Raw genomic sequence first — 21422 nt, 5'->3', positions numbered from 1 at the left:
TATGTGTGCTCCTAGGGAAGCAGTTCGGCTTCGCAGGTCGTGCCGGCCGGCGGCAGTGTGCCATCCAGCAGGTAGGTTTCCACCCGCTCGCCTAGGCAGCTGTTGCCGTGCAGGTATGCCGCATGCCCGTCGCCGTGCCAGAGTTCGCGTGCGCCAGGCAGCTGCTCGGCCACGTGCTGCCCGCCCAGATTCGGTGTGTTGTTATCCGTCTCCCCGATCCCAACCAACACCGGCGGTGCGTCCTCGGCCTGCAGCGGGTGTGGCGGGTACGCCGGGTCGTCCGGGATCCCTAGGCACCGACCAACTTCCATCCGCGCGGACAGCCAGCCGAACCGTGGGGCGATCTCGCGTAGCCGCTCCTCCATTTGTTCGAACTCGCCGTAGCTTGGCTGGTTGGGCACGAACTCGCGGCACTGCAGCGATTGCTGAATCCCGTTCACCTGCTCCGGCGATGGCTCGGCAAGCGGATCAGTCAGAAACGCGCCCGCGTCCCCGGATCGTGCCTGCTCCAATGCCTGCGCCAGTAGCGGCCATGTGGGCGGCAACGACATCCCGCGCAGTGCGCCAACATAGAGCTGGCCGAGCGATACCGTTTTTCCTTCGCCCGCACCGGGTGCGGGTAGCGGCGACTGTTCTGCTTCGGCCATCAGCTCCTGCCACACTTCGCCGATCTCGTCGCCGCGCAGTGTGCAGTTCTCGCTCTCGGCGCACCATTCGTCGAACCTGGCCAGCTGGTTCTCGTGCGTCCGCGCGTAGTTGCCCAGCCATTTCTCCAGATCCGGCTGGGTATGGTCGGCAACCCCGTCCAGATACATCTGTCCTATTTGCTCCGGAAACAGCTCGGCGTAAGCCTGACCGAACACGGTTCCGTAGGAATTGCCGATATACCGCAACTTCTCCTCGCCGAGACCGGCGCGCAGCGCCTCCAGGTCGTGCGCGACCTGCCAGGAGGTCAGCCCGTCGAAGGCCTCGCCGGCGGCTTTCCGGCAACTGTCGTTGTAGGCCGTGTTCTGGTCGATCTGGTCCTGCCAGCTCTGCTCGGAGAGTTCCGGAACCAGCCCGTATACGGAGGCTGGCGGTTCGGCGCACTCGATCAGCGTGCCGTTGTCCTCCTTCCCGAGCCCCCTGGTGTCGAAGACAACCACATCGAACCGCTTGGTGAGCGATTCGATCGACGCTGGCAGCTGACCGAGCACATTCGACGTACCGTGGCCCGCGCCAAAGTGCAGTACCACGGATCCCGCCCGCCGCTCCGGGGCGCTGGCTGGTAGGCGAACCACATTCACCTTCGTGTCCGGGCCGTCCGGCTCCTGCCAGTCCACCGGCACCGTCATCGTGGTGCACTGCACGCCGTCCTGGCAGTCCGTCCAGGACAGCTCCGGCGGCGCAACGTCAGCCGGAGCTGTCCACCGCTGACCGTCCTGGTCCGCGTTTTCTTCCCATGCGGCGAAGGCATCGCACGCCGTGAGGGCGAGCGAGCACGTCAGTGCCGCAGCTATGGTGGCCGCTTTGGCCAACCTGCCTGCCATTGAGGTCTCCCAGTCAAGTGTCGAAATGACTGGGAGGCAGTTTATTAACTACACAGTTAAGCGCACATCGCACTGGCGGCTAGTTCGACTCACCCCACAGGATGAGCCGTGATCCTTCCGTAGGTCGGTTAGTTGACCGAGTGGTTCGGGCCGAGGTACGGCAGCGTGGGCACCGAGTAAGGCGCGTCCTGCTCGCGTGCCTGCGCCGGGTTCTCGCACAGCGCGGCGGGAAGCACGTCCTGCAGGATGGCTTGCGAAGCCTCCATCGGAGCACTGATGTCCTGGTTCATGCCCGTGCTGACCTGTCGGCTGGCGTCCTCGGTGTGCATGCTCATGGTGTGGTACCCGGCGGTGTCACCGGCGTGGCCCCACCAACCGTCACCTTCGCAGGAACTCGGCAGCTTCATCAGGCCGAGCCCGTACTCGAATGCGCCCGGATCATCGCTGACCGGCACGGTCGCCTTCATCTCGGTCAACTGTGCTTCCGGCAACAGCTTTCCGCCGAGCAGTGCGGCAAAGAAGGTGTTCAGATCATCGGCCGTACTGACGATGTTCCCGGAGGCCCACAGCCGGGAATGGCGGTAGGTGGTGACGTCGGTTCGCGGCTTGCCCTCGTAGACCTGCTCATAACCGCGTGCCGCCGGGCGCGGTACGAACGGGAACTGGTCAGCGAAGAACGTGTCGCGCAGGCCGAGTGGCGCGAAGATACGTTTGGTCAGCTCGGCGGCAAGTGGATGGCCGGTGACTTCTTCCACCAGCAGGCCCAATGTCGTGTAGCCGATGTTGGAGTACGACCAACCTTCACCGGGCGGAAAGAGCAGCGGCTGGTCATCGGTGGCCAGCTTGACGAGTTCTTCGGGTTCGAAGTGCTCGAACCGTTTGGTGTCGAGGTCGGCAGGTACCTCCCAGTGCACGATGTCACGCGGCACGCCACTGGTGTGCTGGAGCAGTTGCCGGATGGTGATCGGCTGGTCGTCGTAGGGCAGGAGGCCGGGCAGGTAGTTGGCGATCTTGTCGTCCAGGTCGAACTCGCCTTCGGCGGCCAGCTGCAGGACGGTCGTCGCGACCACCGTTTTGGTCACGCTGGCTACCCGGAACTGGCCCTCGGCGTCTGGCTGTGTGCCCGTGCGCAGATCCCCGACTCCACTGGCGCCGGACCACTCGTCCATGCCGTCGACCGTGGCGTAACTGCCGGGAACACCGCCGGCCACGACCTTGTCCAGCGCCTGTTGTAGTTCGGGTTGCTCCTGGCCTGGCTGTGCGTTCGCTCCCGCGGTGACCGCGCCACCGAGCAGCGCGGTGCATACGCCGAGAACGGTCCCTAGCCGACTTACCCTACGCATCGGTCACCCCAGAAGTTGTCCAGCGAGCAGTCCCGGTTGCCGAAGTTAACACGTGAAGCCCGCATGAGTCCGCATCTTTGAACAGACACAAATTTCGGCATAGCGGAAACATCATCACCACTGTTTCTTGCTGGTGGAATATGTGGCAGCTTGATTGCTATGACAGCTGGTGCGAACGGAGACGCTCCGGTGATCGTGGTTGGCGGCGGTCCGGTCGGCATGGTCGCGACGGCCTGGCTGGCCAAGGCCGGTGTCCCGGTGATCTTGGTAGAGGCCGAGCCGGTGCCGAAAACCGACTGGCGCGCCTCGACGTTCCACGCCGCCACCCTGGAACTGCTGGAAGAGCTGGATCTGATCGCGCAGATGCGGGCCGAGGGCCTGATCGTGCCGACCTATCACTTCCGGGATCGCGCGGCCGGCCTGATCGCCGAGTTCGACTTCACACTGCTAGCCGATGAAACGCCGTACCCGTATCGGTTGCAGCTCAACCAACAGCATCTGGTGCGGATGCTGTACGCGCGCCTGACTGGGGACGGCCTCGCTCGGCTCGAGTTCGGTGCGGAAGTACGCGACGTGCGACCGGACGCGACTGGCGTCACCGTACTGCTGCGCACGGTCGAAGGCGACACCGAACTACGCGGTACGCAGGTGATTGCCGCGGATGGTGCGGCGAGCACGGTGCGTGGCGCACTGGGTATCGACTTTGACGGTTACACCTATCCGGAGCGCTTCCTGATCGCGAGCACGAACGTCGACCTGCAAGAGCGGATTCCCGGCTTGGCTCACGTGAACTATGTGGCTGACCCCGAGCAGTGGGTATTCATCCTGCGCACCGTGGAATCCTGGCGGGCGGTCTGGCCAGTGCCAGCTGAGCATTCGGCGAGCTACGCGATGGCCGAGACGACGTTGCAGGAACAGTTCCAGCGGCTGGCACCGCACCCTCGTGAGTACTCTATTGTAGACAGTCAGCTGTACAATGTGCACCAGCGAGTCGCGGCCACCTTCCGAGCCGGTAACGTCGCACTGGTTGGTGACGCCGCGCATATCAATAGCCCGATCGGCGGAGTCGGGCTCAACAGCGGGATCCACGATGCGGTCGATGTGGCAAGCCGGATCGTACGTATCCGTTCGGGCGACGGTGATCTGGACGAGGAACTCGATACCTTTGCCAGGATCCGGCGCCAGGTCGCCGTCGAGTACGTGCAGGCGGACACCGAGCGCAACACCCAGCGGCTCAAGGAACGGGACGAAACGCGTCGCAGGGCGACCCACGAGCAGATGCGCGCGATCGCGGCTGACCCGGATCGGGCGCGGGAGTACATGCGACGAGTTTCGCTGCTGGAAAGCGTACGCAGATTCGGTGTCGGGATTCCACCTGGTGAGCTAACCGCGCACTAACCGGATAGGAGAACACGCCGCTATGACTGTGGAAGAGGCAACCCCGCAGCTGGACAGACTATACGCGGACATTGCCGCGGCTGATCTTCAGCCATTGTGGACGATTACCTCGCAGTTGCTCACCCCAACCCCGCGCCCGAAAGCGATCCCCTGGCTATGGCGGGCGGATGCGATGCGGCCGCTGGCGGAACGTGCGATTGAACTGGTTCCGGTCGAGCGTGGCGGTGAGCGAAGGGTGCTTTCGTTAGCCAACCCAGGCTTGCAGGGGCTGCCCTATGCGGCTGGAACCCTGTGGGGTGCGCTGCAGTGCTTGGGGCCAAGGGAATCCGCGCCAGCGCACCGGCATACGCCAGGTGCGATCCGGTTCGTGCTCGAAGGTTCCGGGGTGTGGACCACCGTAGATGGCGATGCCTGCGATATGTATCCAGGCGATCTCATCCTCACCCCAGGCTGGTGCTGGCATGATCACACCAGTACGACGGACGGCAATATGCTGTGGTTCGACGGTTTGGATCTGCCCATGATCCAGGCCCTGGATGCCATTTTCTTCGAGCCGCATCCCGAACTGAACCAGCCGGTAGACGTGCCGCGAAACAAGTCCGAAATAGCGCATGCCGCCCGTACCACAAAGTTCACCGCCGGTCGGGTAGACGAGGCGCTGGATCAGGAGCCCTCTCCGCTACTGGTGTACCGGTGGTCGGAAACCAGTGCCGAACTGGCTCGGCTCCGTGCGGAGACCGGCGCTCCGATGGTCAGCCTGGAATTCACCAATCCCGACTCGGGCGCGAGTGTGCTGCCGACCCTCGCTTGTGGAGCACATCGGCTGGGCGTCGGATCGACGCTTCCGGTGCGGCGTACCGGGAACACCGTGTATGTGGTGTTCGGCGGCAAGGGCAGCAGCGTGATCGACGGTAAACGCTTCGACTGGGAAGCGGGCGATATGTTCGTCGTGCCGTCCTGGTCCGCGGTGGAGCATCACGGTACCGGCGAAGCTGATCTGTTCAGCCTCAGCGATGCGCCAGTACTCCGGGCGCTCGGCGTGTATCGCGAGGAAACCCTTACCGCACCGCAGAACGTTACCGGGGTCTTTGGGACGGAGCGCGAATGAGACTGGCACTGTACGACGACAACCAGCTCGGTGCGGTGACCGAGGCGGGTATCGTGCCGCTGAGCCACCAGCTGCCGTGGCCGCACGATCCGGACCCGTTGACGGCTGGCTGGTGGCGGTTGCTCTGCCAGGAGTATCCGAAGCTGCGTGCTGAACTGGCAGCGGCAAGTGCGGCAGGTGCGCCACAACAGGTAGCTACCGCTCGCTTGCGGGCTCCGGTGCTCAACCCGAGCAAGGTGCTCGCCTGCGCGAGTAACTATGCCGAGCATGTGCACGAGATGCACGAGGTGCAGGAGCGCACGCTCGGCGAGGTCACCTCGTGGATGATGAACTTTGATGTGTTTCTCAAAGCCCCATCCTCGATCTCCGGTCCGGCGGAACCGATTCGACTACCGCCCGAAGTGGTAGCGGCCGGTCAGGAGATTCATCACGAGTCCGAACTGGTCATCGTGCTTGGCAAGGGCGGCAAGGATATTCCTACCGAGGATGCGCTTTCGCATGTGTTCGGCTACACCATCGGGCTGGATATCACGGTGCGCGGCGCGGCTGACCGTTCCAGGCGAAAGAGCTACGACACGTTCTCGCCGACCGGACCGTGGCTGGTCACCGCGGACGAACTGACCGACCCAGGTGATCTCGATATCCAGCTGACCGCCAACGGCGAGCAGCGGCAGCGGGTGCACACATCGACGCTGATCACGGCGGTGCCGGAGATCATCTCCTATGCTTCGCGGATGATGACCTTGCTGCCCGGCGATCTGATCTTCACCGGGGCGCCGCCCGGAGTGGGACCGATCAACTCCGGAGACCGATTGCACACCACGATCAGCAGGATCGGCGAGTTACGGCTGGACGTCGTCTAGGCGCGTAGTATCCGATCATGCCGAACTTCCGGCCACGACCAGGCGGCGCCAGCTCAGTGGACAACGCGCTGCGCCTATTGGAGCTGATCGGCGAGCGACAGGCGCTGCGCGTCTCCGACGCCGCAGAGCTACTCGCGGTAGCGCCGTCCACCGCGCATCGGCTGCTGCATTCCCTGCGCGCCAGGGGATTCGTTTTGCAGGACAAACCCAACGGGGCGTATCGCCCCGGCCCGGTACTCAACGAGATTGGGCTGGCGGCGATCGGCCGGATTGATATCCGCCGCGTGGCGCACCCGATGCTGGAACAGTTGCGCGAATGGACGCAGGAGACCGCGAGCCTATCGCTACTGGAAGGTCGCAACGTCCGGTTCGTCGATTGCGTGGAAAGCCCCCGATCGGTTCGGGTGGGTAACCGGACCGGCGTGGTGCTGCCCGCGAACTGCACGGCTGCGGGCAAGGCGATTCTCGCGGCACTGCCATCCAGCGAGCTCGCGCGGCGATATGCGGATGGGGAACTGGAAGCTCGTACCAACTCGTCGGTGGCCGACTGGGCGGTACTGGAAGCCGAGCTGGCCGAGATCAGGGAGTGTGGCTACGCGGTGAACCGTGGCGAGGGCGAGGCCGGAGTCAGTGCCGTTGCGACCGCCCTGCGGGATCTCACCGATGCGCCCCTGGCTTCGATCGCGGTGGTGGTGCCAACCGGCCGGATGCCGGGCGACGAGATCGCGGACGTACTGGTGCCGCCGTTACTGCGAGCCCAGGAGCAGATCCAGGAATCCCTCCGCGCTCAGCTGTGAGTCAGCGGTCAACGACCGTCAGCGAAGCACTGCCTCCGGGTAGTCGAGTTCCGCCTCGGTGAGCCCGAACTCACGCATCGCGCGGTGGATGAGCTCGATTGATGCGCGGTCCGTGCGCCCGCGCCACTCCGGCAGCGGCGCCTGCTCGGCCAGCTCCGCGTCCAGGCTACTGAGTTCCGGTAGCTCGGCCCGGAACGCGTCGGGGTCGTCTCGGATCGCATCGGCGGTGCGCTGCACACCCCGCTGAAAGGCACGTACAAGTTCGGGATCATCGGCCACGCGATCACTGGTCATCAGGTACGTCCCGATCTGCAAGCCCGGTCGCAGCTCGGTGTACGGGCGCAGCACCTCACGGAGCCCCTGGTTGCGGCCGATGGTGCCGAACGGTTCGATCAGCAGGCCGGCGTCCACATCGCCCCGCTCGATCGCGGCGGGCAGATCTGGCAGTGGCATCTCCACGAACTCGACGGTCTCAATGTTCACTCCCCGGTCGCGCAGCGCGGAGTAGACCACTACATCGTTGATGTTCTGCAGTGAGTTCACCCCGATCCGCGTGCCTGCGAGATCTTCCGCCCGGTTGATCTGGCTGTGTGCGGGCACCATCAGCGTGGAGAAGTCCTGTTCGGACCGCTGCGCGGCGCTCGTTCCGGCAGCCACCATCTGCACCGGCATCCGGCGGCCCATCGCGATCATCGCACTCACCACATTGGAACCCGCGATATCGATATCCTCGCTGAGCAGCGCGGGAACTACCGTGGCGCCGCCGGTCGAGGCGTCCACCCGCAGATCGATTCCCTCATCGGCGAAGAAGCCGCGCCGCACGCCGTAGCCAAGGAACGCCGAGGGCATGCCTGCCGTCTCGGAAACCGTGACGGTATTCCCATCGCCGCCGGAGCGCGCGGCACCACCGGAAAGATCACCACCGTAGTCCGTGCATCCAGCGCACAACATTGCCAGCGCGAACAGCACGGCACCGATTCTGTGCGGTAAACCCATCGATGCTCCCGTTAGGCAGGTGCCGGTTGTGCGTCCAGCGCGTTGAACAGCTCAGCGCGCAGCTGGCCGAACTCGGGTTGCTGTTTGGTCGTCAGCTGGTCCCGTGGCCGAGCCAGCGGCACCGTCGTGCTGTGTCGGATCTGTGCGGGGGCACGTAACACCAGCACACGATCCGCCAGGTAGATGGCCTCATCGATGTCGTGGGTCACGAACAGCACGGTTATCTCGTAGCGTTGCCAGACATCGAGGAGCAGATCCTCTAAGCCAGTACGGGTTTGTGCGTCCACGGAGGCGAACGGCTCATCCATCAGTAGCACGCGAGGCTTGTACGCCAGCGCGCGGGCGATCGCGACCCGTTGTTGCATGCCGCCAGAGAGCTGCCAGGGATAGAGATCACCTTTGCCAGCAAGGCCCACGGCGTCCAGTGCTTCCTCGGTAGCATCATCTGCCGCGCGGTTACCGACTCCTTTGTATCGCAGCGGAAATGACACATTCCGCCGGACCTTCATCCACGGGAGCAGGGAACGGCTGTAGTCCTGGAATACGAAAGCCATCTCTTCCGGCGGTTTGGTGACTCGGCGGTCGCGCAACCGGACCTCGCCCGCTGTTGGCGAGTCCAGCCCAGACAGACAACGGAGCATCGTGGATTTACCGCAACCGGACGAGCCGAGAATGCAGACGAACTCTTGTTCGGCAACGGTGAAGCTCAGATCGGCGACGGCAGGCGGCGCGTTCGGATCTGGCCCGTAGACCTTGCGAAGTTGGGACACGTCAAGCATCGGTTGCCTCCGAGCGGGCTTTCGTGGGGCGCTTGCGGGTAACGGCGCGGTGCCAGAAAAGCACCCGGTTCTCGATTCGCAGGAAGATCGCGTTCAGCAGGAAGCCAAGAATGCCAAGCAAGATGATGCCGGTCCACATCTCCGGGATCGCGAAGGAACGCTGTGCCTGAAGCACGAAGTAGCCGAGACCGTGACTGCTCGCGACCATCTCGGAAACCACCATCAGGATGAGCGCGATCGCCAGGCTGGTGCGCATTCCGGCGAAGATGCGCGGGCTGGCGGCGGGCAGGACGATGTGACGTAGCCTGGCCAACCGAGGTACCTGGTACGACCGCGCCATGTCGAGCTGGGTGCGGTCTACACCGCGCGCCCCGTCCAATGAGTTCAGCAGGATCGGCCAGATCGCGCCGAGCACGATCACGAACAGCTTGGACCCGTTGCCCGCGCCGAAGATGAGCAGTGCGAACGGGATCAGCGCCGGTGCCGGCAGCGCCCGCAGGAACTCGACGACTGGCTCGCATGCGGTTCGCAGCAGCCGGGAGAAGCCAAGTGCGAGGCCAATCGGCACGCCGAGCCCGATGGATATGGCATAGGCGCTGAGCATCCGCGCGAGACTGGGCACCAGATCGCTGCCGATCCGGTCGAACAGCCAGATGTCCCGGAAGAAGCCAATGATCTCGGGTAGTGGGGGGAAGTAGAAGTTCTGTGCCGGAATCGACCAGATGCCGTAGCCGAGTAGCACCGCGATCGGCAGGATCGCCGGTAACAGTAGATAGCCGATCCGCCGGGTCATCTGCCTTCCTCTCCACGCTGCGCGGGATGCCAGCGCAGCAGTCGCCGTTCGACGAACTGGAAGCAGGAGTTCAGCGCCCAGCCGAGCAGGCCGGCAACGATGATCAGCGCATACATCCTGGTGGCATTTGCGCCGGACTGGGCCACGATGATCGCCTGCCCGAGACCGGGTGCGCCGACCACCAACTCGGCGGTGATGGCAAGTACCAGTGCGATTGCCGAGGCGATCCGCAGTCCCGTGGCGATGAACGGTGCTGCGCTCGGTGCGATGATCTGCGTGAACCTGGCCGACTGCGGAAGTCCGTAGCAGCGAGCGGTGTCCATCGCCACCGGGTCGACGCCCTGCACGCCGTAGATGGTTTGCAGCAGGATCGGCCAGAAGGTGGCGAAGGCAATCAGGAAGGTCTTCATCTCCAGGCCGGTGCCGTAGACCAGCACGGCGAGTGGAATGAGTGCCACGGATGGCACCGGGCGCAGGAACTCGATGACGGCTTTGCTCAGCCGGTAAGCGAGATTGTTCGTGCCGAGCGCGATCCCGAGTGGAATGGCCAGTACCGCCGCCAGGCCGATGCCGAGGGCCCAGCCACTGAGCGTGCGCCCGATTTCCACCCACAGCGGCCAGCCGAAGGCCAGCTTGCCGAGTTCCAGATACATCTCGCTGATCGGTGGAAACCATGCGCGCGGCAGCAAACCCGTGCGCGCGGTGAGTTCGAAGACCGCCAGCACGGTGCACACGCCCGCGATCCGGATGCCCAGATCGGTAAATCTGGCGGGTGCCGGCGATACCGACGAACGCATGATCAGCTCCTTTGCCGGCGCCGGCTGGATGCTCGGGGGCACCTGCGTTGCTGGCAAGTTACGAGCTAATTTCGTATGACGCAATAATTTCAGTGGATATTTCTGCTATTGCGAAAAGTTAGATCATGCCGAGAATTCGCTCCGAATTGTGGCTCCTAGACATCGGTGCGTGCGGCTGCCTGCGCCAGCATCCAACGCTGTCCGAACGGATCGCGGATGTTGGCTACCCGGCCATGCCCGCCGTCCTCAGCTGGCCGGTCCACGCTCGCCCCTCGGGACACCGCCCGCGCCAACGCTTCATCCACATCGGATACCTCAACCCGAAGCATCGCGCCGCCCGATGGCGCCACGGTATGTCCGATCTCCGCGAACTCCTCGGCGAGCATCAGTACCGAATCGCCGATCGCGACCTCCGCGTGCCCAACCACCCCGTCCGGCATCACGATCGGCTCGCCCCTTCGGGTGGCGTCGAATACGGCTGTATAGAACTCCAGCGCGGCGCGTGCGTCGGTAACGGCCAGGTATGCCGAGATCGAGTGAGTCTGCGCTCCTATCGTGCCCTGCGTCGTGGTCATGGTGTCTCCTTCCGGTGCCAGGATCGCGCGCTCCAGTTGCGCACGCAGTTCGGCGGCGAACTCCGGGTTCGGCTCACGCGGCTCAATGCCCGCGTAGAGGGCGTCGAACGGATCAGTCATCCTGCCCTCCTCGTCGTTGGTATGCCTTGCGAAACGCCGCCCTTGCCCGGACCAGCAGTGCCTCGGTGGCATGTACGGTCCGGTCCAGATGCGCGGCGACCTCGGGTACCGGCAGACCGTCCAGATAGCGCAGCGTCAGTGCGGCCCGGTGATGCGCGCCCAGCTCGGCGAGCACCTGCCGGGCCACCAGCACTTCCAGCTGCTCGCTCGGCGCGGCCGCTGTTTCCTCCCGTGCCTGGTACACCAGCCGCAGGCCACGCTCCTCGCGTTCAACCGAGCGCCAGTGGTCCGCGAGTTTGTGCCGCGCGATGCCGATCAGCCAGCTGACGCTGACCGCGACCGCACCGCGCCGCGCCGTATCGACCGCGCCGAGGAACGTCGCCGAGGTCAGGTCCTCGGCGAGCACGGTGTTACCGCACCTGGCTCGCAGGTAGCCGTACACCTGTGGCAACGCCTCCGCGTAGATCTCCAGCAGCGCGAACGCCGGATCAGGCCGCACCCGTGGTTCGCTCACATTCCTATAGTCGCTTGGCGCGGTCTTACTCCGACGGGTCACTCACCCATCCGCGTTGCGCGAGCACGTGGCAGGGCAGGCACAGCGGTGGGTCGGCAAGGCGGAAATCGATCGCGCTCGCTTGCACCAGCCAGCCGCAGGCGGTGACCGAGTAGGTCTCGCCGTGCTCGCCGTGCCTGGTCTCCATGACCACGTGCCGGTGCTGCGCGACGGTGCACCAGACGCCTTTGTGTAGCGGGGGTTTCAGCATCGGCGGAGGGTGGCCGCGGAAATCGCCAGTCGGATTCGAGCGAGTCGCACGCCCGGCTGTCGCAATTTCTGACTGTCGGGTTTGCGCTCTACGATCCGTGTGCGCGCAATTTCGAGGGGTGTTTCCGGGTGGGCGAGATGAAGAAGCCGAACTTCCGGGCGCGGCAACTGGGGCGCACGTTGCGACGGCTACGGGACAGGGCCGGCCTTGGCCAGTGGGAGGTGGCCGAGCGGCTGCGCTGCGCCACCTCCAAGATCAGCCGGATCGAGGCGGGGCAGGTGCCGGTTTACGCCGAGTTCGAACTCCTGCTCGATATCTACGGCGTGGTCACCAACGACTGGCCGGAATACGCCCGGATGTTCGACCGAGCCAGGACGAAGGGCTGGTGGCGCGCTTATGGCGTGAGCGACAAGGGATTCGTCAGTCTGGAAGCCGAGGCAAGCGAGCTGCACGAGTTCCAGCTCGGCTATATCCCTGGGCTGTTTCAGACCGAGTCATATATCCGAACGAACTTCGCGCATTCGAGTACGGCTATGCGCGGAAGCGAGCTCGACAAAGCTGTCGAGATCAGGAGGCGTCGACAGCGGCGGCTAACCGAGGAGCCGGTACTCCGGATGCACGCGATCATCGATGAAACCGCGCTCTGGCGACCGGTGCTGTCGCCTGAAGAGCAACGCGCGCAGCTACGCCATGTCATTGCCTGTGCCGGGTTGCCCACCGTTCGGGTACAGGTATTACCGGTATCCCGTGGCGCACATTCCGGCCGGGCGGGTTCGTTTAGCTTGCTGAGCTATACCGAGCCGGAGGAACCCGATATTGCCTACGTGGAGTACGGCTTCGGCTCCACCGAGATAGAGGACGCCAGTGAGGTTTCGACTGCTAGGCTGTTATTCGATCACCTGGCCGGTATCGCCCTGGGTGAGCGGGAGTCGATCACGCTGATCGAGCGGGTGATCGCCGAGACCTGAGCCGAGCCGGAAGAGGCGAATCGCGATGCGCACCGTCCCCCAGCCGAGTCTTTGCTGGCGGCGAAGCAGCTACAGCGACGGGGATGGGCACAACGGGAATTGCGTCGAGGTCGCCCGTGCGGATGCGGCGATCGCGGTACGCGATGCAAAGAACCCAGCCGGCGGTGCACTGTCCTTTTCGGTCGGGCAATGGCGGGCATTCCTCGCCGGAACCTGGTGACCGCGCACACGTTTTTCTAGATCAACTGCGCATTCGAGTGTGACGCGGATGACCGCGCTGACCTGGAACATTCCGGGGTGCCCCGGCGATATAGGTAGTGAGATCCAAACAATGAGGATCTCGACCAGCTGCGGGAGAAAGAGAGAACTGGCCGTGCGGAAGATGATTCGCGCCATCAACGGGTTCACACGCGACTTGAACCGGGCACACGATGTGGCTCGCGGGTTCGCTCCGTATCGTGCGGAGCGCGCTAGCGCTCGCAACTCGCGTTGCTGACCGGTTCCCGACGACGATTCGAACGAAGTTCCCCGTCTAGCCATTAGGCGTTAACTTTCGATTCGAAAGCAAAAAATTGCGCAGGGTGCGAGAATTCGCGCCCTGCTTTTTTGTGTCTCATTCACATTGTCTGCCGCTCCCGCGTCTAGCCCACGCGAGTGAGCGTGCGTTGACCGTGCCGTCAAAGGCTCCCCATCGACGACCGGGTGTAGCAGCCTGCGAACATTACTCATTGAGATGTTCTGAATACACTGAGTTGACCGACTGGGGAGGGGCGATGACGACGCCAGGCACTGGTGGCGCGGCCGAGTCGGGAGACAAGGCCGAGGCCATGCAGAACATCAACGACATCGTCTCGAGCACGCAGAGCTTCGCTCGGGATGCTGCGGAGGGCAAGTTCGCGGTCAATGAGACCGGCGGCCAGGCGCTGATCAACGCCCTCGACCGGATAGAAGCGGGGTTGGATGAGGCGCTTCAGGATGTCTACTTGATCACCGGGGAGCCGCCGATCGGGGATACGCCGGTGGCGAAGGTGATCAAGCCGTTTATGCAAGAGACGGCGATCGGCACGGAGCAGTCGTTCCTGCCGAACATCCAGGAGTTTCGTGAGAAGGTGATTCCGCAGGCGCGGGAGGCGATCAAGAAGGCGATGGAGAACTATCAGAGTTCGGATAGTGACAACGCCCAGGGCCTTGGTGACCAGGAGGTCTAGCCGCAGATGAGCAGGGTTCGTTGCAGCCGACTGTGGCTACCGATGTTGGTGGTCGCTGCTTTGGGCTTGGCTGGTTGTGCGGAGCAGACGCCGGGTCAGGCGAGTGCGGGCGATACGGCGACGCAGGGGCCGGGTTCGTCGACTACGCCGGCGCCGTCGGAGTCCAACTCCGGTAGTGATCAGTTGGCGGAGCTTGATTATTGCTCACTGTTGTCTGAGGGAGAGCTTGATCAACTTGGTTTGAAGGCAGGCCAGCCGGCGGATGGTGATGTGTCGGAGCGGCCGAACTGTCGCTGGAGGACGAAACAGGCCGGTGGCGGGTACCTCGTTGGTGTGGCCTACTGGGATGACGTGGGTGTTGCTGAGATCCCGAATGCTGATGACGAGCCGGTGCCGACGACGGTGGGCAATCATGAGGGTGTGAAGTTTCAGGCGATAGGTGGCTCAAGTTCGGTGGTTGCGTTGACGATTACGGATTCCTCGCGGGTCGACGTTATCGTCACCGGCGCTGACAGTGGCGAGCAGCAGGACGAGCTCGTCGAGCAGTACGCCAAGATCTTCGAGTCGCAGTTGCCGAAGGGCGGTGGCTAGCCACCGCTGCTTCCGTTATCCGCCACCCGAATGGTCGTGACATAGAACACGGTCCACATTGGCGTAACGCTGGAACACCGCGAAGCCGTGTAGCGATGTACGGGGCGAGACCCCTGTCAGGATGGGGATTCTCGTTAGGTGCGGATGAAGTGAGGTGAGGATCGTGCGTAAGCTGATCAAGTCGATTTCGTTGTTCACGTCCGATCTAAACCGGGCTCACGACGTCGGCCGTGGGTACGCTCCGCACCGGGGGGAGCGCCAGCACGCGTCCAAGTGACGTAGCTGTCGTTCGAGCCGGTAGGTAGCGGGTGCCACCAGACGAGTGGTCCTGGTAGCAGGGTGCGCGGTCCCCTCGCACCCTGCGTTTCTCGGATAAGACTTACCAAACAGAGCGGGTTTCCTCATGCGTGAATGAGGTGCCCGCTCTTTTTGCGCGCCGTTGAACGCAGGTGAAGGTGCGCTAGTCTCCTGCCCGAGGCAACCCGAGGAGGGTGGATATGGCGGGCAGGGATTCCACGGTGCTTCGTCGGACCGGCGCGGCGCTCGCCGCTATCGCACTGTTGGCGCTCGGCGCCTGCGCGACCGAATCCGACGAGGGCACCGCCGGCGAGCAGACGACGCGAGCCGAGCCGCTCAACGCCGCGGAGGCCTTCGGCCAGTTCCGCGCCCTCGATCCGTGCAGCCTGCTCGGTGGCAATGTCTTTGCCGCGCACGGGGAAACCCAAGAGCTGCCCAGGCCGTCCTTCGACGAGTGCGCCCTCGCGGTGCTGGTCGAGGACACCAACATCGAAGTTGCCTTCGGGTTACTGCAGCGGGCGGATTCGTTGTCCGGCGAGCAAACCGAAGTCGGCGATCTCGGCAGGGGAAGCAAGGTACTGCGCACCGAAACCAGTGATACGAGCTGCCTGAACCACGTGGTGTTCGCGGACAACATCACGGTCGACGTCGAGACGACCGCGCCAAGCGGCAAGATCGCCAAAGACCAGCTGTGCGGGGTAGCCGATACCGCCGCGACCGGCATTTTCCATGCGACGCAGGCGGATCAAGCGCAAAGCTGGGATCTACCGCCCGGCTCGCTCGCTTCCCTGTCCGCCTGCTCGATGCTTTCCGGCAAACAGGTGACCGACCAGCTCGACGTCTCGGCCGAACCCAGCCAGGTGTATCCGGCCGAACGCCGCTGCCGATGGGGCGAACCTGGCGGGGACAACCCGACGGCCACCGTCGAGTTCAGCGTTGGCGCCGCACAGCAGGGCACGAACCGGGAGATCGCCGGCCTACCCAGCACCGTGGTGGAGACCAAAGCCTCGACGGTGGGCACCTGCGCGGTGTACGCCGAGCGTGGTCAGTTCACGCTGGGCGAGGAGGACACGTCGGAGCTTGCCATCGTCCGCACCGCATTGCCGGGCGCGGGTCAGAACCCGTGCAAGGTAGCGATCGCGCTGGCCGAACAGGTCTGGCCGCAGTTGCCTGAGGCCTGACCGCTCGACGACCGGGGCACAAGCACCTTGCCTTCGCCGCGTTAGATACATACCGTTGGTATGGATCGCGACCAAAGGTGGTGGCAACCATGCCGGTGCATAACCAGACCTGCGTGTTGTGCGAAGCGAGCTGTGGTCTCACGGTGACTACTGAAGAAGACTTGGTCACCGATATTCGCGGTGATGAACACGACCCGCTCAGCCGCGGTTATCTGTGCCCGAAAGGGACCGCGCTCGCGGATCTGCACCACGACCCGGACCGGATTCGTCGGCCGATGATTCGCCGAGGCGAGCACTGGCGGGAAACCGACTGGGACACCGCGCTGAACGTCGCGGCAAGCGGTTTGCGTGCGGCCCGCAAGAACCACGGTAAGGACGCGCTCGGTGTCTACCAGGGCAACCCGTCCGTGCATAACCTCGGTCTGCTGATCTACGGGCAGATGTTCCTGCGCAGCTTGGGCACCCGCAATCTGTACTCGGCAACCTCGGTGGACCAGCTGCCGCATATGCTCGCCGGCCTGCTGATGTTCGGCCACCAGCTGCTGTTTCCCATCCCGGACGTGGATCGCACCGATCTGTTCGTCTGCCTCGGCGGTAACCCCGAGGTCTCCAACGGCAGTCTGATGACCGCGCCGAATATGCGCGCCCGGCTGAAAGCCATCCGGGCGAGGGGCGGCAAGGTCGTCGTTGTCGACCCGCGCCGTACCGAGACCGCCCAGCGGGCGGACGAGCACCACTTCATCCGCCCAGGCACCGATGCATTGCTCCTGCTTTCCATCGTGCACACCCTGTTCGCCGAGGATCTGGTGCGTCCCGGCCGGCTGGCCGACCACCTGACCGGGACCGCGGAGCTGCGCACGGCCGCGCTGGATTTCCCACCGGAGGTCACCGCCGCGAGCACCGGCATAGCCGCCCCGGTCACCCGCGAGCTGGCCAGGCAACTCGCCCACACCCCGCGTGCCGTGCTGTATGGCCGGATCGGCATCTGCACTCAGGAATTCGGTGGGCTGGCCGCCTGGCTGGTCAACGTGGTGAACGTGCTGACCGGACATCTGGATGAGCCGGGCGGGGCAATGTTCACCACCCCAGCACTGGACGCGATCCCGCTGACCAAGCGGATTGGGCATGCCGGCAGCTTCGCCAGCTGGCACACCAGGGTCAGCGGCTATCCGGAATTCGGCGGGGAAAGTCCCGTCGCCGCGCTCGCCGAGGAGATCGACACCCCGGGTACCGGTCAGGTCAGGGCACTGCTCACCTCCGCGGGCAACCCGGTGTTGTCCAGCCCGAACGGTCCGCGGCTGGAGAAGGCGCTCGCGGGGCTCGACTTCATGGTGTCCATCGACGGTTACCTCAACGAGACGACCCGGTTCGCCCATGTGCTGCTGCCGCCGGTGAGCCCGCTGGAACGCAGCTATTTCAATGCGGCGCTCAGTCACACCAACGTGCGGAACACCGCCAAGTACCACGCGCCGGTGTTCCAGCCAGGGCCCGACCAGCGCCACGACTGGCAGATCCTGCTCGGCCTGATGCTTCGGCTACGCGGCCCACGCAGCGCGGCGTTCCGGCGCGCGCTCGGCGGCGCGATGGAGCGGTTCGCTTCCCCGGAACGCATGGTTGACCTGGGCTTGCGCACCGGGCCATACCGGCTCTCGCTACGCGAAGTGCGCGATCAGCCGCACGGGATCGACCTTGGTCCACTGCAACCCCGGCTGCCCGATCGGCTGGCGACGGCGGACCGCCGGGTGCACCTCGCGCCCGCTGAGTATCTGGCCGACCTTGCCCGGCTGCGTGCCCGGATGGCCACACCGCAGACCCCGGACCTGGTGCTGATCGGGCGGCGGCAGCTGCGCAGTGCCAATTCCTGGCTGCACAACAGTCCACGCCTGGTGAAGGGCAAACCGCGCTGCACCCTGCTGATCAACCCGGCTGATGCGCCCGGCCTTGCCGACGGTGACCTCGTTGAGCTGTCCTCAACGGTGGGCACCGTATCGGTCCCGGTGGAGATAACCGAGACGATCATGCCGGGCGTGGTCAGCCTGCCGCACGGTTGGGGACACGGCCGCGCGGGTACCCGACTGCGGGTCGCGGCGACCCAGCCCGGCGTCAGTATCAATGACCTCGTCGAGGAGACCAGGGTGGACGGGTTGAGCGGCACCAGCGCGCTGTCCGGGGCGCGCGTCCGGCTCAAGGCGCCCGTGCGCTCCTGAATTACTGGTGGGGAGGCGAATCAACCCTCGGCGGGCGGACCAGCGACGGATCGTTCTGGCGCTGCGGCTCGCGGATGGTTGGGCGGTCACCTAGCACGATTATCAGCCGCGCAACGAAGAACACCGCGAGGACAGCGACGATGCTGACCTGCAACCACATGGCTACCTCCATTCGTAGCGAGACCGATCGTGCGCGCACTGGCACACCGAAACGAGCCGCCGCGCCCGGGCGTCGATGAGCTTCACCCGTGTGGGTCAGACCAGCGGTTGGGGATACATGCCGCGCGGTGCACCGCTTCCTGGGTAGGCTCGGTGCCGTGCCAGCCGAACCCGCCCTCGCGTTGTGGGGCAGCGCAGACCTGCCCGGACTCGGTGACCAGCTGTTCGCTCGGATATTCGACACCGAGCTCGCCGCCCGGTTACCCGGCTGGCGGATCGGCCATCTCGCGCCGGCCGGCTGGGATCGTCCACTGTGTACCGATGGTGGCTTGGTGGTGGAACCACTCGGTGACTACCACGACCAGCGGCTGACCCGGGTCGGGCAGGAATACCGACTGAGCGTGTACAACCCGGCCTTCCCGCTTGGTAGCGCGCTGAGCTACGGGCCGAGCAGCGCCAGCCGGTTTTACTCGGCGGGCCTACGGCAGCACGCGTTACTCGCCCCTGCGGTGCGGGTCACTGATCCAGTCCCGTCGGAGCTTGCCGGGCTGTTGCGCACCCAGCCGTTAGTGTCCACAAGGGATGCCCGGTCGGCCGAACTGCTCGCCGAGCACGGCGTATCGGCCAATGTGGTCCCACATCCCGGTTTGCTCGCTGAGCACCTGGTGGATTCCGCGGTACTGGCCCAGCGGCAGGCCGCGCTGCGGCAACTGGGTGTGCTTCCCGAGGAGGGCGCCTATCTCGTCGTGCAGCTCGCCGGCGCGTTGTTGCCCGACCTGGACCGGATGGCGACAGCGGCCAACCACACGGCGAAGCGCCTCGGCGTTGAGCACATCGTGCTGTTGCCGGATGGCCGGACTACCGCACCGCCGCCCGGTTGGTATCCGGCGCCCGCTGAACTCGTACTCGAAGACCGGCTCGCGATCATCGCGGGCGCCCGAGCCGCGTTGCCCACCGACGAGCACGGTGCGGCAGTGGCCACCGCATTCGGCGTGGACTGGGCCTTCTGCGATGTCACGGGTACGCAGACCGCCGCGGTCCGGGAGTTCGGCGCTCCGGAACAGTTCGCCGCGAGCCTTGCCGAACTGCCAACCGTGTTCAGCCGGCACGCCGAACCGGTGTGGCTGGCCTCGGCTGTCGGTTCGCTCGCCGCCGAGTTCGACGCGATCGCCGGGCATGCGGAATCGAGGGATAACGGCACCGAACGCCGGAACGCGGCACTCGCGGCGGAGAACGCGGCCCTGCGTGCGGCGCACGATCGGCTGCGGCAGCGGTTGCATGCCGAGCGCCAGACGTTGGTGGAGCAACTGGTGGAATCCGGCGGGGGTGGCTCGCGGGAGCTGCGCGCGGAGCTCGAACTGGAACGCGAGCTGCACGGTGCGCTCGCCGATCGGCATAACGCCACCGTTGCCGAACTCGCGGAGTGCCGTGCGGAGCTGGAAGCGTTGCGGAACACCAAGCTGTATCGCTGGACGACGCCGCTGCGCGGCATCTACGGAAGGCTCGGTCGCTGATGACCGCATGCACCGTCAGCTTCGTACTGGTGACACATGGCCGAGGGGAACTGGCGGCGAGCTGCTTGGCGATCGTGGCCAAGCACACCAAGGTCGCGTACGAAGTGATCGTTGTGGACAGTGCATCACCGGATGGTTCCGGGGAATGGTTGGCCAACAACCTTTCCGATGCGACCGTGTTGCGAATGGGCTCCAACCTCGGCTTCGGTGCCGGTTGTGAGCTGGGCATCCAGCGGGCAAAGGGCGAGTTCATCTGCCTGCTCAATGCCGACGTTGAGGTAACACCGGGCTGGCTGGAACCGCTGCTCGCGCTGTTGCGGGCGAACCCGAGGGCCGCGGCCGTCGCGCCCGCGATGGCCTTTCCGGACGGCCGGCTGCAGGAAGCCGGCAGCATGATCGGCGGCGACGGGTTCAGCCGGGGCTGGGGTGATGGCGAGCGATCGGCCGAAGCGCTGTACCCACGGGTGGTCGACTACGCGTCTGCCGCCTGCTTGCTGCTGCGGCGCAGTGCTTTCTACGCGGTCGGCGGGTTCTGCGCGGACTACCACATCGCCTATTACGAGGACGCTGATCTGCAGTTCACGTTGCGCGAGCGTGGTTGGCAGGTATGGCTACAGCCGGCTTCGCGCGTGGTGCACGTGCGGCATGGCACGAGTTCGACCTCCACGGCGGAGCGGTTGTCCGCGATCAACCGCAAGGTGTTTCGCCGGAGGTGGGCTGATGACCTCGCGCGTCGGACGCCGGCGGTTGGCGCGCCGAAGTACCCGCATCGACTGCACTGGTTGCGCGATGCCGCCGCGCCATACTCGGTGCTACTGCTGGCCGAGCGAGCGCCGAGGGATGGCCGATTGCATGCCGCGATCAGTGCTTGGCGCGCGGCTGAGCCGGCTGCGGCGGTAACCCTGCTTGCCGTGGATGGTGCCGGTGCGGCCGCGCTGCGCGGTTCGGGCACCGAGGTTGTGTCCCATGTGGATGACGTGGAATCGTGGGGTAAAGAGCGCGCCGGCTGCTACGACGTGGTGGTGACATTTGGCGCGAAAGCCTACGACCAGTTGGCTCTTGCGGCGAACCGGCAGCCGACGGCCGCTCGGGTGTTCGATGTGGACGATCTGGCGCATGAGGAACTTGAACGTCGATTCGCGGAATGCGAAGAGCCGAAGCGCCGGCGGGAGATCGGCGCGCAGGCCGGCATGCTGCGGCGACGCGGGGTGCAGGCACTGCGCGAGGCAGACGTCGTGATCTGCGCGAGTGAGACCGAGGCGGGCTGGGCGCGGGAGATCGTCGGATCGGTGCCGCTGTATACCGCGAACGCGCGTGCCTACCCGGACGTGCTGAACTCGGTGCTGGTCGACTGCGCACTTCCGCCAGCTCGCGCGACCTAAAGAACCCATGGTCTAAAGAACTCGTGGACTAGAGAACTAAAGAACTAAAGTTC

General features: G+C 65.0%; 22 protein-coding genes. 12 read left to right on the top strand and 10 right to left on the bottom strand.

Annotated features, from left to right (window positions below):
- Positions 1-11 precede the first annotated feature (11 nt).
- Both EV191_RS05785 and EV191_RS05780 read right to left on the bottom strand, forming a co-directional pair.
- A complete protein-coding gene (locus EV191_RS05785; protein ID WP_132875720.1) occupies positions 12-1529 on the bottom strand; it encodes an alpha/beta hydrolase in 1518 nt (505 codons plus the stop codon).
- A gap of 128 nt (positions 1530-1657) precedes the next feature.
- Complete coding sequence (locus EV191_RS05780; protein WP_132875719.1) at positions 1658-2872, bottom strand: serine hydrolase domain-containing protein; 1215 nt, start codon at positions 2870-2872, stop codon at positions 1658-1660.
- 159 nt (positions 2873-3031) lie between these two features.
- Between EV191_RS05780 and EV191_RS05775 the strand changes: the two genes are divergently transcribed.
- The 4 genes from EV191_RS05775 to EV191_RS05760 are packed head-to-tail and all read left to right on the top strand — an operon-like array spanning position 3032 to position 7038.
- Positions 3032-4270, top strand: coding sequence for an FAD-dependent oxidoreductase (locus EV191_RS05775; protein WP_132875718.1), 1239 nt, complete (start codon positions 3032-3034; stop codon positions 4268-4270).
- 22 nt (positions 4271-4292) lie between these two features.
- Positions 4293-5378 carry a cupin domain-containing protein gene (locus EV191_RS05770; RefSeq protein WP_132875717.1) on the top strand — a complete coding sequence of 362 codons (1086 nt, stop codon included), beginning with the start codon at positions 4293-4295 and terminating at the stop codon, positions 5376-5378.
- The gene (locus EV191_RS05765) at positions 5375-6241 is read left to right on the top strand and encodes a fumarylacetoacetate hydrolase family protein (RefSeq protein WP_132875716.1); all 867 of its coding nucleotides are present in this window, start codon (positions 5375-5377) and stop codon (positions 6239-6241) included. Before EV191_RS05770 ends, EV191_RS05765 begins: the two co-directional genes overlap by 4 nt.
- A 17-nt stretch (positions 6242-6258) precedes the next feature.
- The gene (locus EV191_RS05760; protein ID WP_132875715.1) at positions 6259-7038 is read left to right on the top strand and encodes an IclR family transcriptional regulator; all 780 of its coding nucleotides are present in this window, start codon (positions 6259-6261) and stop codon (positions 7036-7038) included.
- A gap of 18 nt (positions 7039-7056) precedes the next feature.
- Here EV191_RS05760 and EV191_RS05755 read toward each other — a convergent pair whose 3' ends face one another.
- The 7 genes from EV191_RS05755 to EV191_RS05725 all read right to left on the bottom strand — a co-directional run bounded on the left by EV191_RS05755 (position 7057) and on the right by EV191_RS05725 (position 11862).
- Positions 7057-8034: an ABC transporter substrate-binding protein gene (locus EV191_RS05755; RefSeq protein WP_132875714.1), complete on the bottom strand. Its 978-nt coding sequence runs from the start codon at positions 8032-8034 to the stop codon at positions 7057-7059.
- 11 nt (positions 8035-8045) lie between these two features.
- Entirely contained in the window at positions 8046-8813 is a 768-nt protein-coding gene (locus EV191_RS05750; RefSeq protein WP_132875713.1) for an ABC transporter ATP-binding protein, read from the bottom strand.
- Positions 8806-9606: an ABC transporter permease gene (locus tag EV191_RS05745; protein ID WP_132875712.1), complete on the bottom strand. Its 801-nt coding sequence runs from the start codon at positions 9604-9606 to the stop codon at positions 8806-8808. The genes EV191_RS05750 and EV191_RS05745 overlap by 8 nt, the downstream gene beginning before the upstream one ends.
- Positions 9603-10403, bottom strand: coding sequence for an ABC transporter permease (locus EV191_RS05740; RefSeq protein WP_132875711.1), 801 nt, complete (start codon positions 10401-10403; stop codon positions 9603-9605). The genes EV191_RS05745 and EV191_RS05740 overlap by 4 nt, the downstream gene beginning before the upstream one ends.
- Before the next feature lie 155 nt (positions 10404-10558).
- Positions 10559-11098, bottom strand: coding sequence for a VOC family protein (locus EV191_RS05735; RefSeq protein WP_132875710.1), 540 nt, complete (start codon positions 11096-11098; stop codon positions 10559-10561).
- Positions 11091-11612, bottom strand: a complete 522-nt coding sequence (locus tag EV191_RS05730; RefSeq protein WP_132875709.1) for an RNA polymerase sigma factor — start codon at positions 11610-11612, stop codon at positions 11091-11093. Before EV191_RS05730 ends, EV191_RS05735 begins: the two co-directional genes overlap by 8 nt.
- A gap of 25 nt (positions 11613-11637) precedes the next feature.
- Positions 11638-11862: a hypothetical protein gene (locus EV191_RS05725; RefSeq protein WP_132875708.1), complete on the bottom strand. Its 225-nt coding sequence runs from the start codon at positions 11860-11862 to the stop codon at positions 11638-11640.
- Positions 11863-11999: 137 nt separating this feature from the next.
- On the opposite strand from EV191_RS05725, the gene EV191_RS05720 reads away from it, so the two are divergent.
- The 6 genes from EV191_RS05720 to EV191_RS05690 all read left to right on the top strand — a co-directional run bounded on the left by EV191_RS05720 (position 12000) and on the right by EV191_RS05690 (position 18314).
- Entirely contained in the window at positions 12000-12830 is an 831-nt protein-coding gene (locus EV191_RS05720; RefSeq protein WP_132875707.1) for a helix-turn-helix domain-containing protein, read from the top strand.
- Between the two features lie 25 nt (positions 12831-12855).
- A complete protein-coding gene (locus EV191_RS05715; protein WP_132875706.1) occupies positions 12856-13050 on the top strand; it encodes a DUF397 domain-containing protein in 195 nt (64 codons plus the stop codon).
- 553 nt (positions 13051-13603) lie between these two features.
- Positions 13604-14038 (top strand): hypothetical protein, encoded by a 435-nt coding sequence (locus tag EV191_RS05705; protein WP_132875704.1) that lies wholly within the window; start codon positions 13604-13606, stop codon positions 14036-14038.
- A 42-nt stretch (positions 14039-14080) separates the two neighbouring features.
- The gene (locus EV191_RS05700) at positions 14081-14629 is read left to right on the top strand and encodes a DUF3558 family protein (RefSeq protein ID WP_165912832.1); all 549 of its coding nucleotides are present in this window, start codon (positions 14081-14083) and stop codon (positions 14627-14629) included.
- A gap of 497 nt (positions 14630-15126) precedes the next feature.
- On the top strand, positions 15127-16107 hold the full coding sequence (locus EV191_RS05695) for a hypothetical protein (RefSeq protein WP_132875702.1): 981 nt from the start codon (positions 15127-15129) through the stop codon (positions 16105-16107).
- A gap of 89 nt (positions 16108-16196) precedes the next feature.
- The gene (locus EV191_RS05690; RefSeq protein ID WP_132875701.1) at positions 16197-18314 is read left to right on the top strand and encodes a molybdopterin-dependent oxidoreductase; all 2118 of its coding nucleotides are present in this window, start codon (positions 16197-16199) and stop codon (positions 18312-18314) included.
- Position 18315: 1 nt separating this feature from the next.
- Here EV191_RS05690 and EV191_RS30015 read toward each other — a convergent pair whose 3' ends face one another.
- Positions 18316-18474, bottom strand: a complete 159-nt coding sequence (locus EV191_RS30015; protein ID WP_165912831.1) for a hypothetical protein — start codon at positions 18472-18474, stop codon at positions 18316-18318.
- Positions 18475-18631: 157 nt separating this feature from the next.
- Between EV191_RS30015 and EV191_RS05685 the strand changes: the two genes are divergently transcribed.
- A complete protein-coding gene (locus EV191_RS05685) occupies positions 18632-19987 on the top strand; it encodes a hypothetical protein (RefSeq protein ID WP_132875700.1) in 1356 nt (451 codons plus the stop codon).
- On the top strand, positions 19987-21369 hold the full coding sequence (locus tag EV191_RS05680) for a glycosyltransferase family 2 protein (RefSeq protein ID WP_132875699.1): 1383 nt from the start codon (positions 19987-19989) through the stop codon (positions 21367-21369). Before EV191_RS05685 ends, EV191_RS05680 begins: the two co-directional genes overlap by 1 nt.
- The last annotated feature ends 53 nt before the right edge of the window (positions 21370-21422 follow it).

This window comes from Tamaricihabitans halophyticus (assembly GCF_004340875.1).
GTDB lineage: Bacteria > Actinomycetota > Actinomycetes > Mycobacteriales > Pseudonocardiaceae > Tamaricihabitans > Tamaricihabitans halophyticus.
The sequence above is the reverse complement of the archived record's forward strand: the minus strand, read 5'-3'. Positions and strand labels throughout refer to the sequence as shown.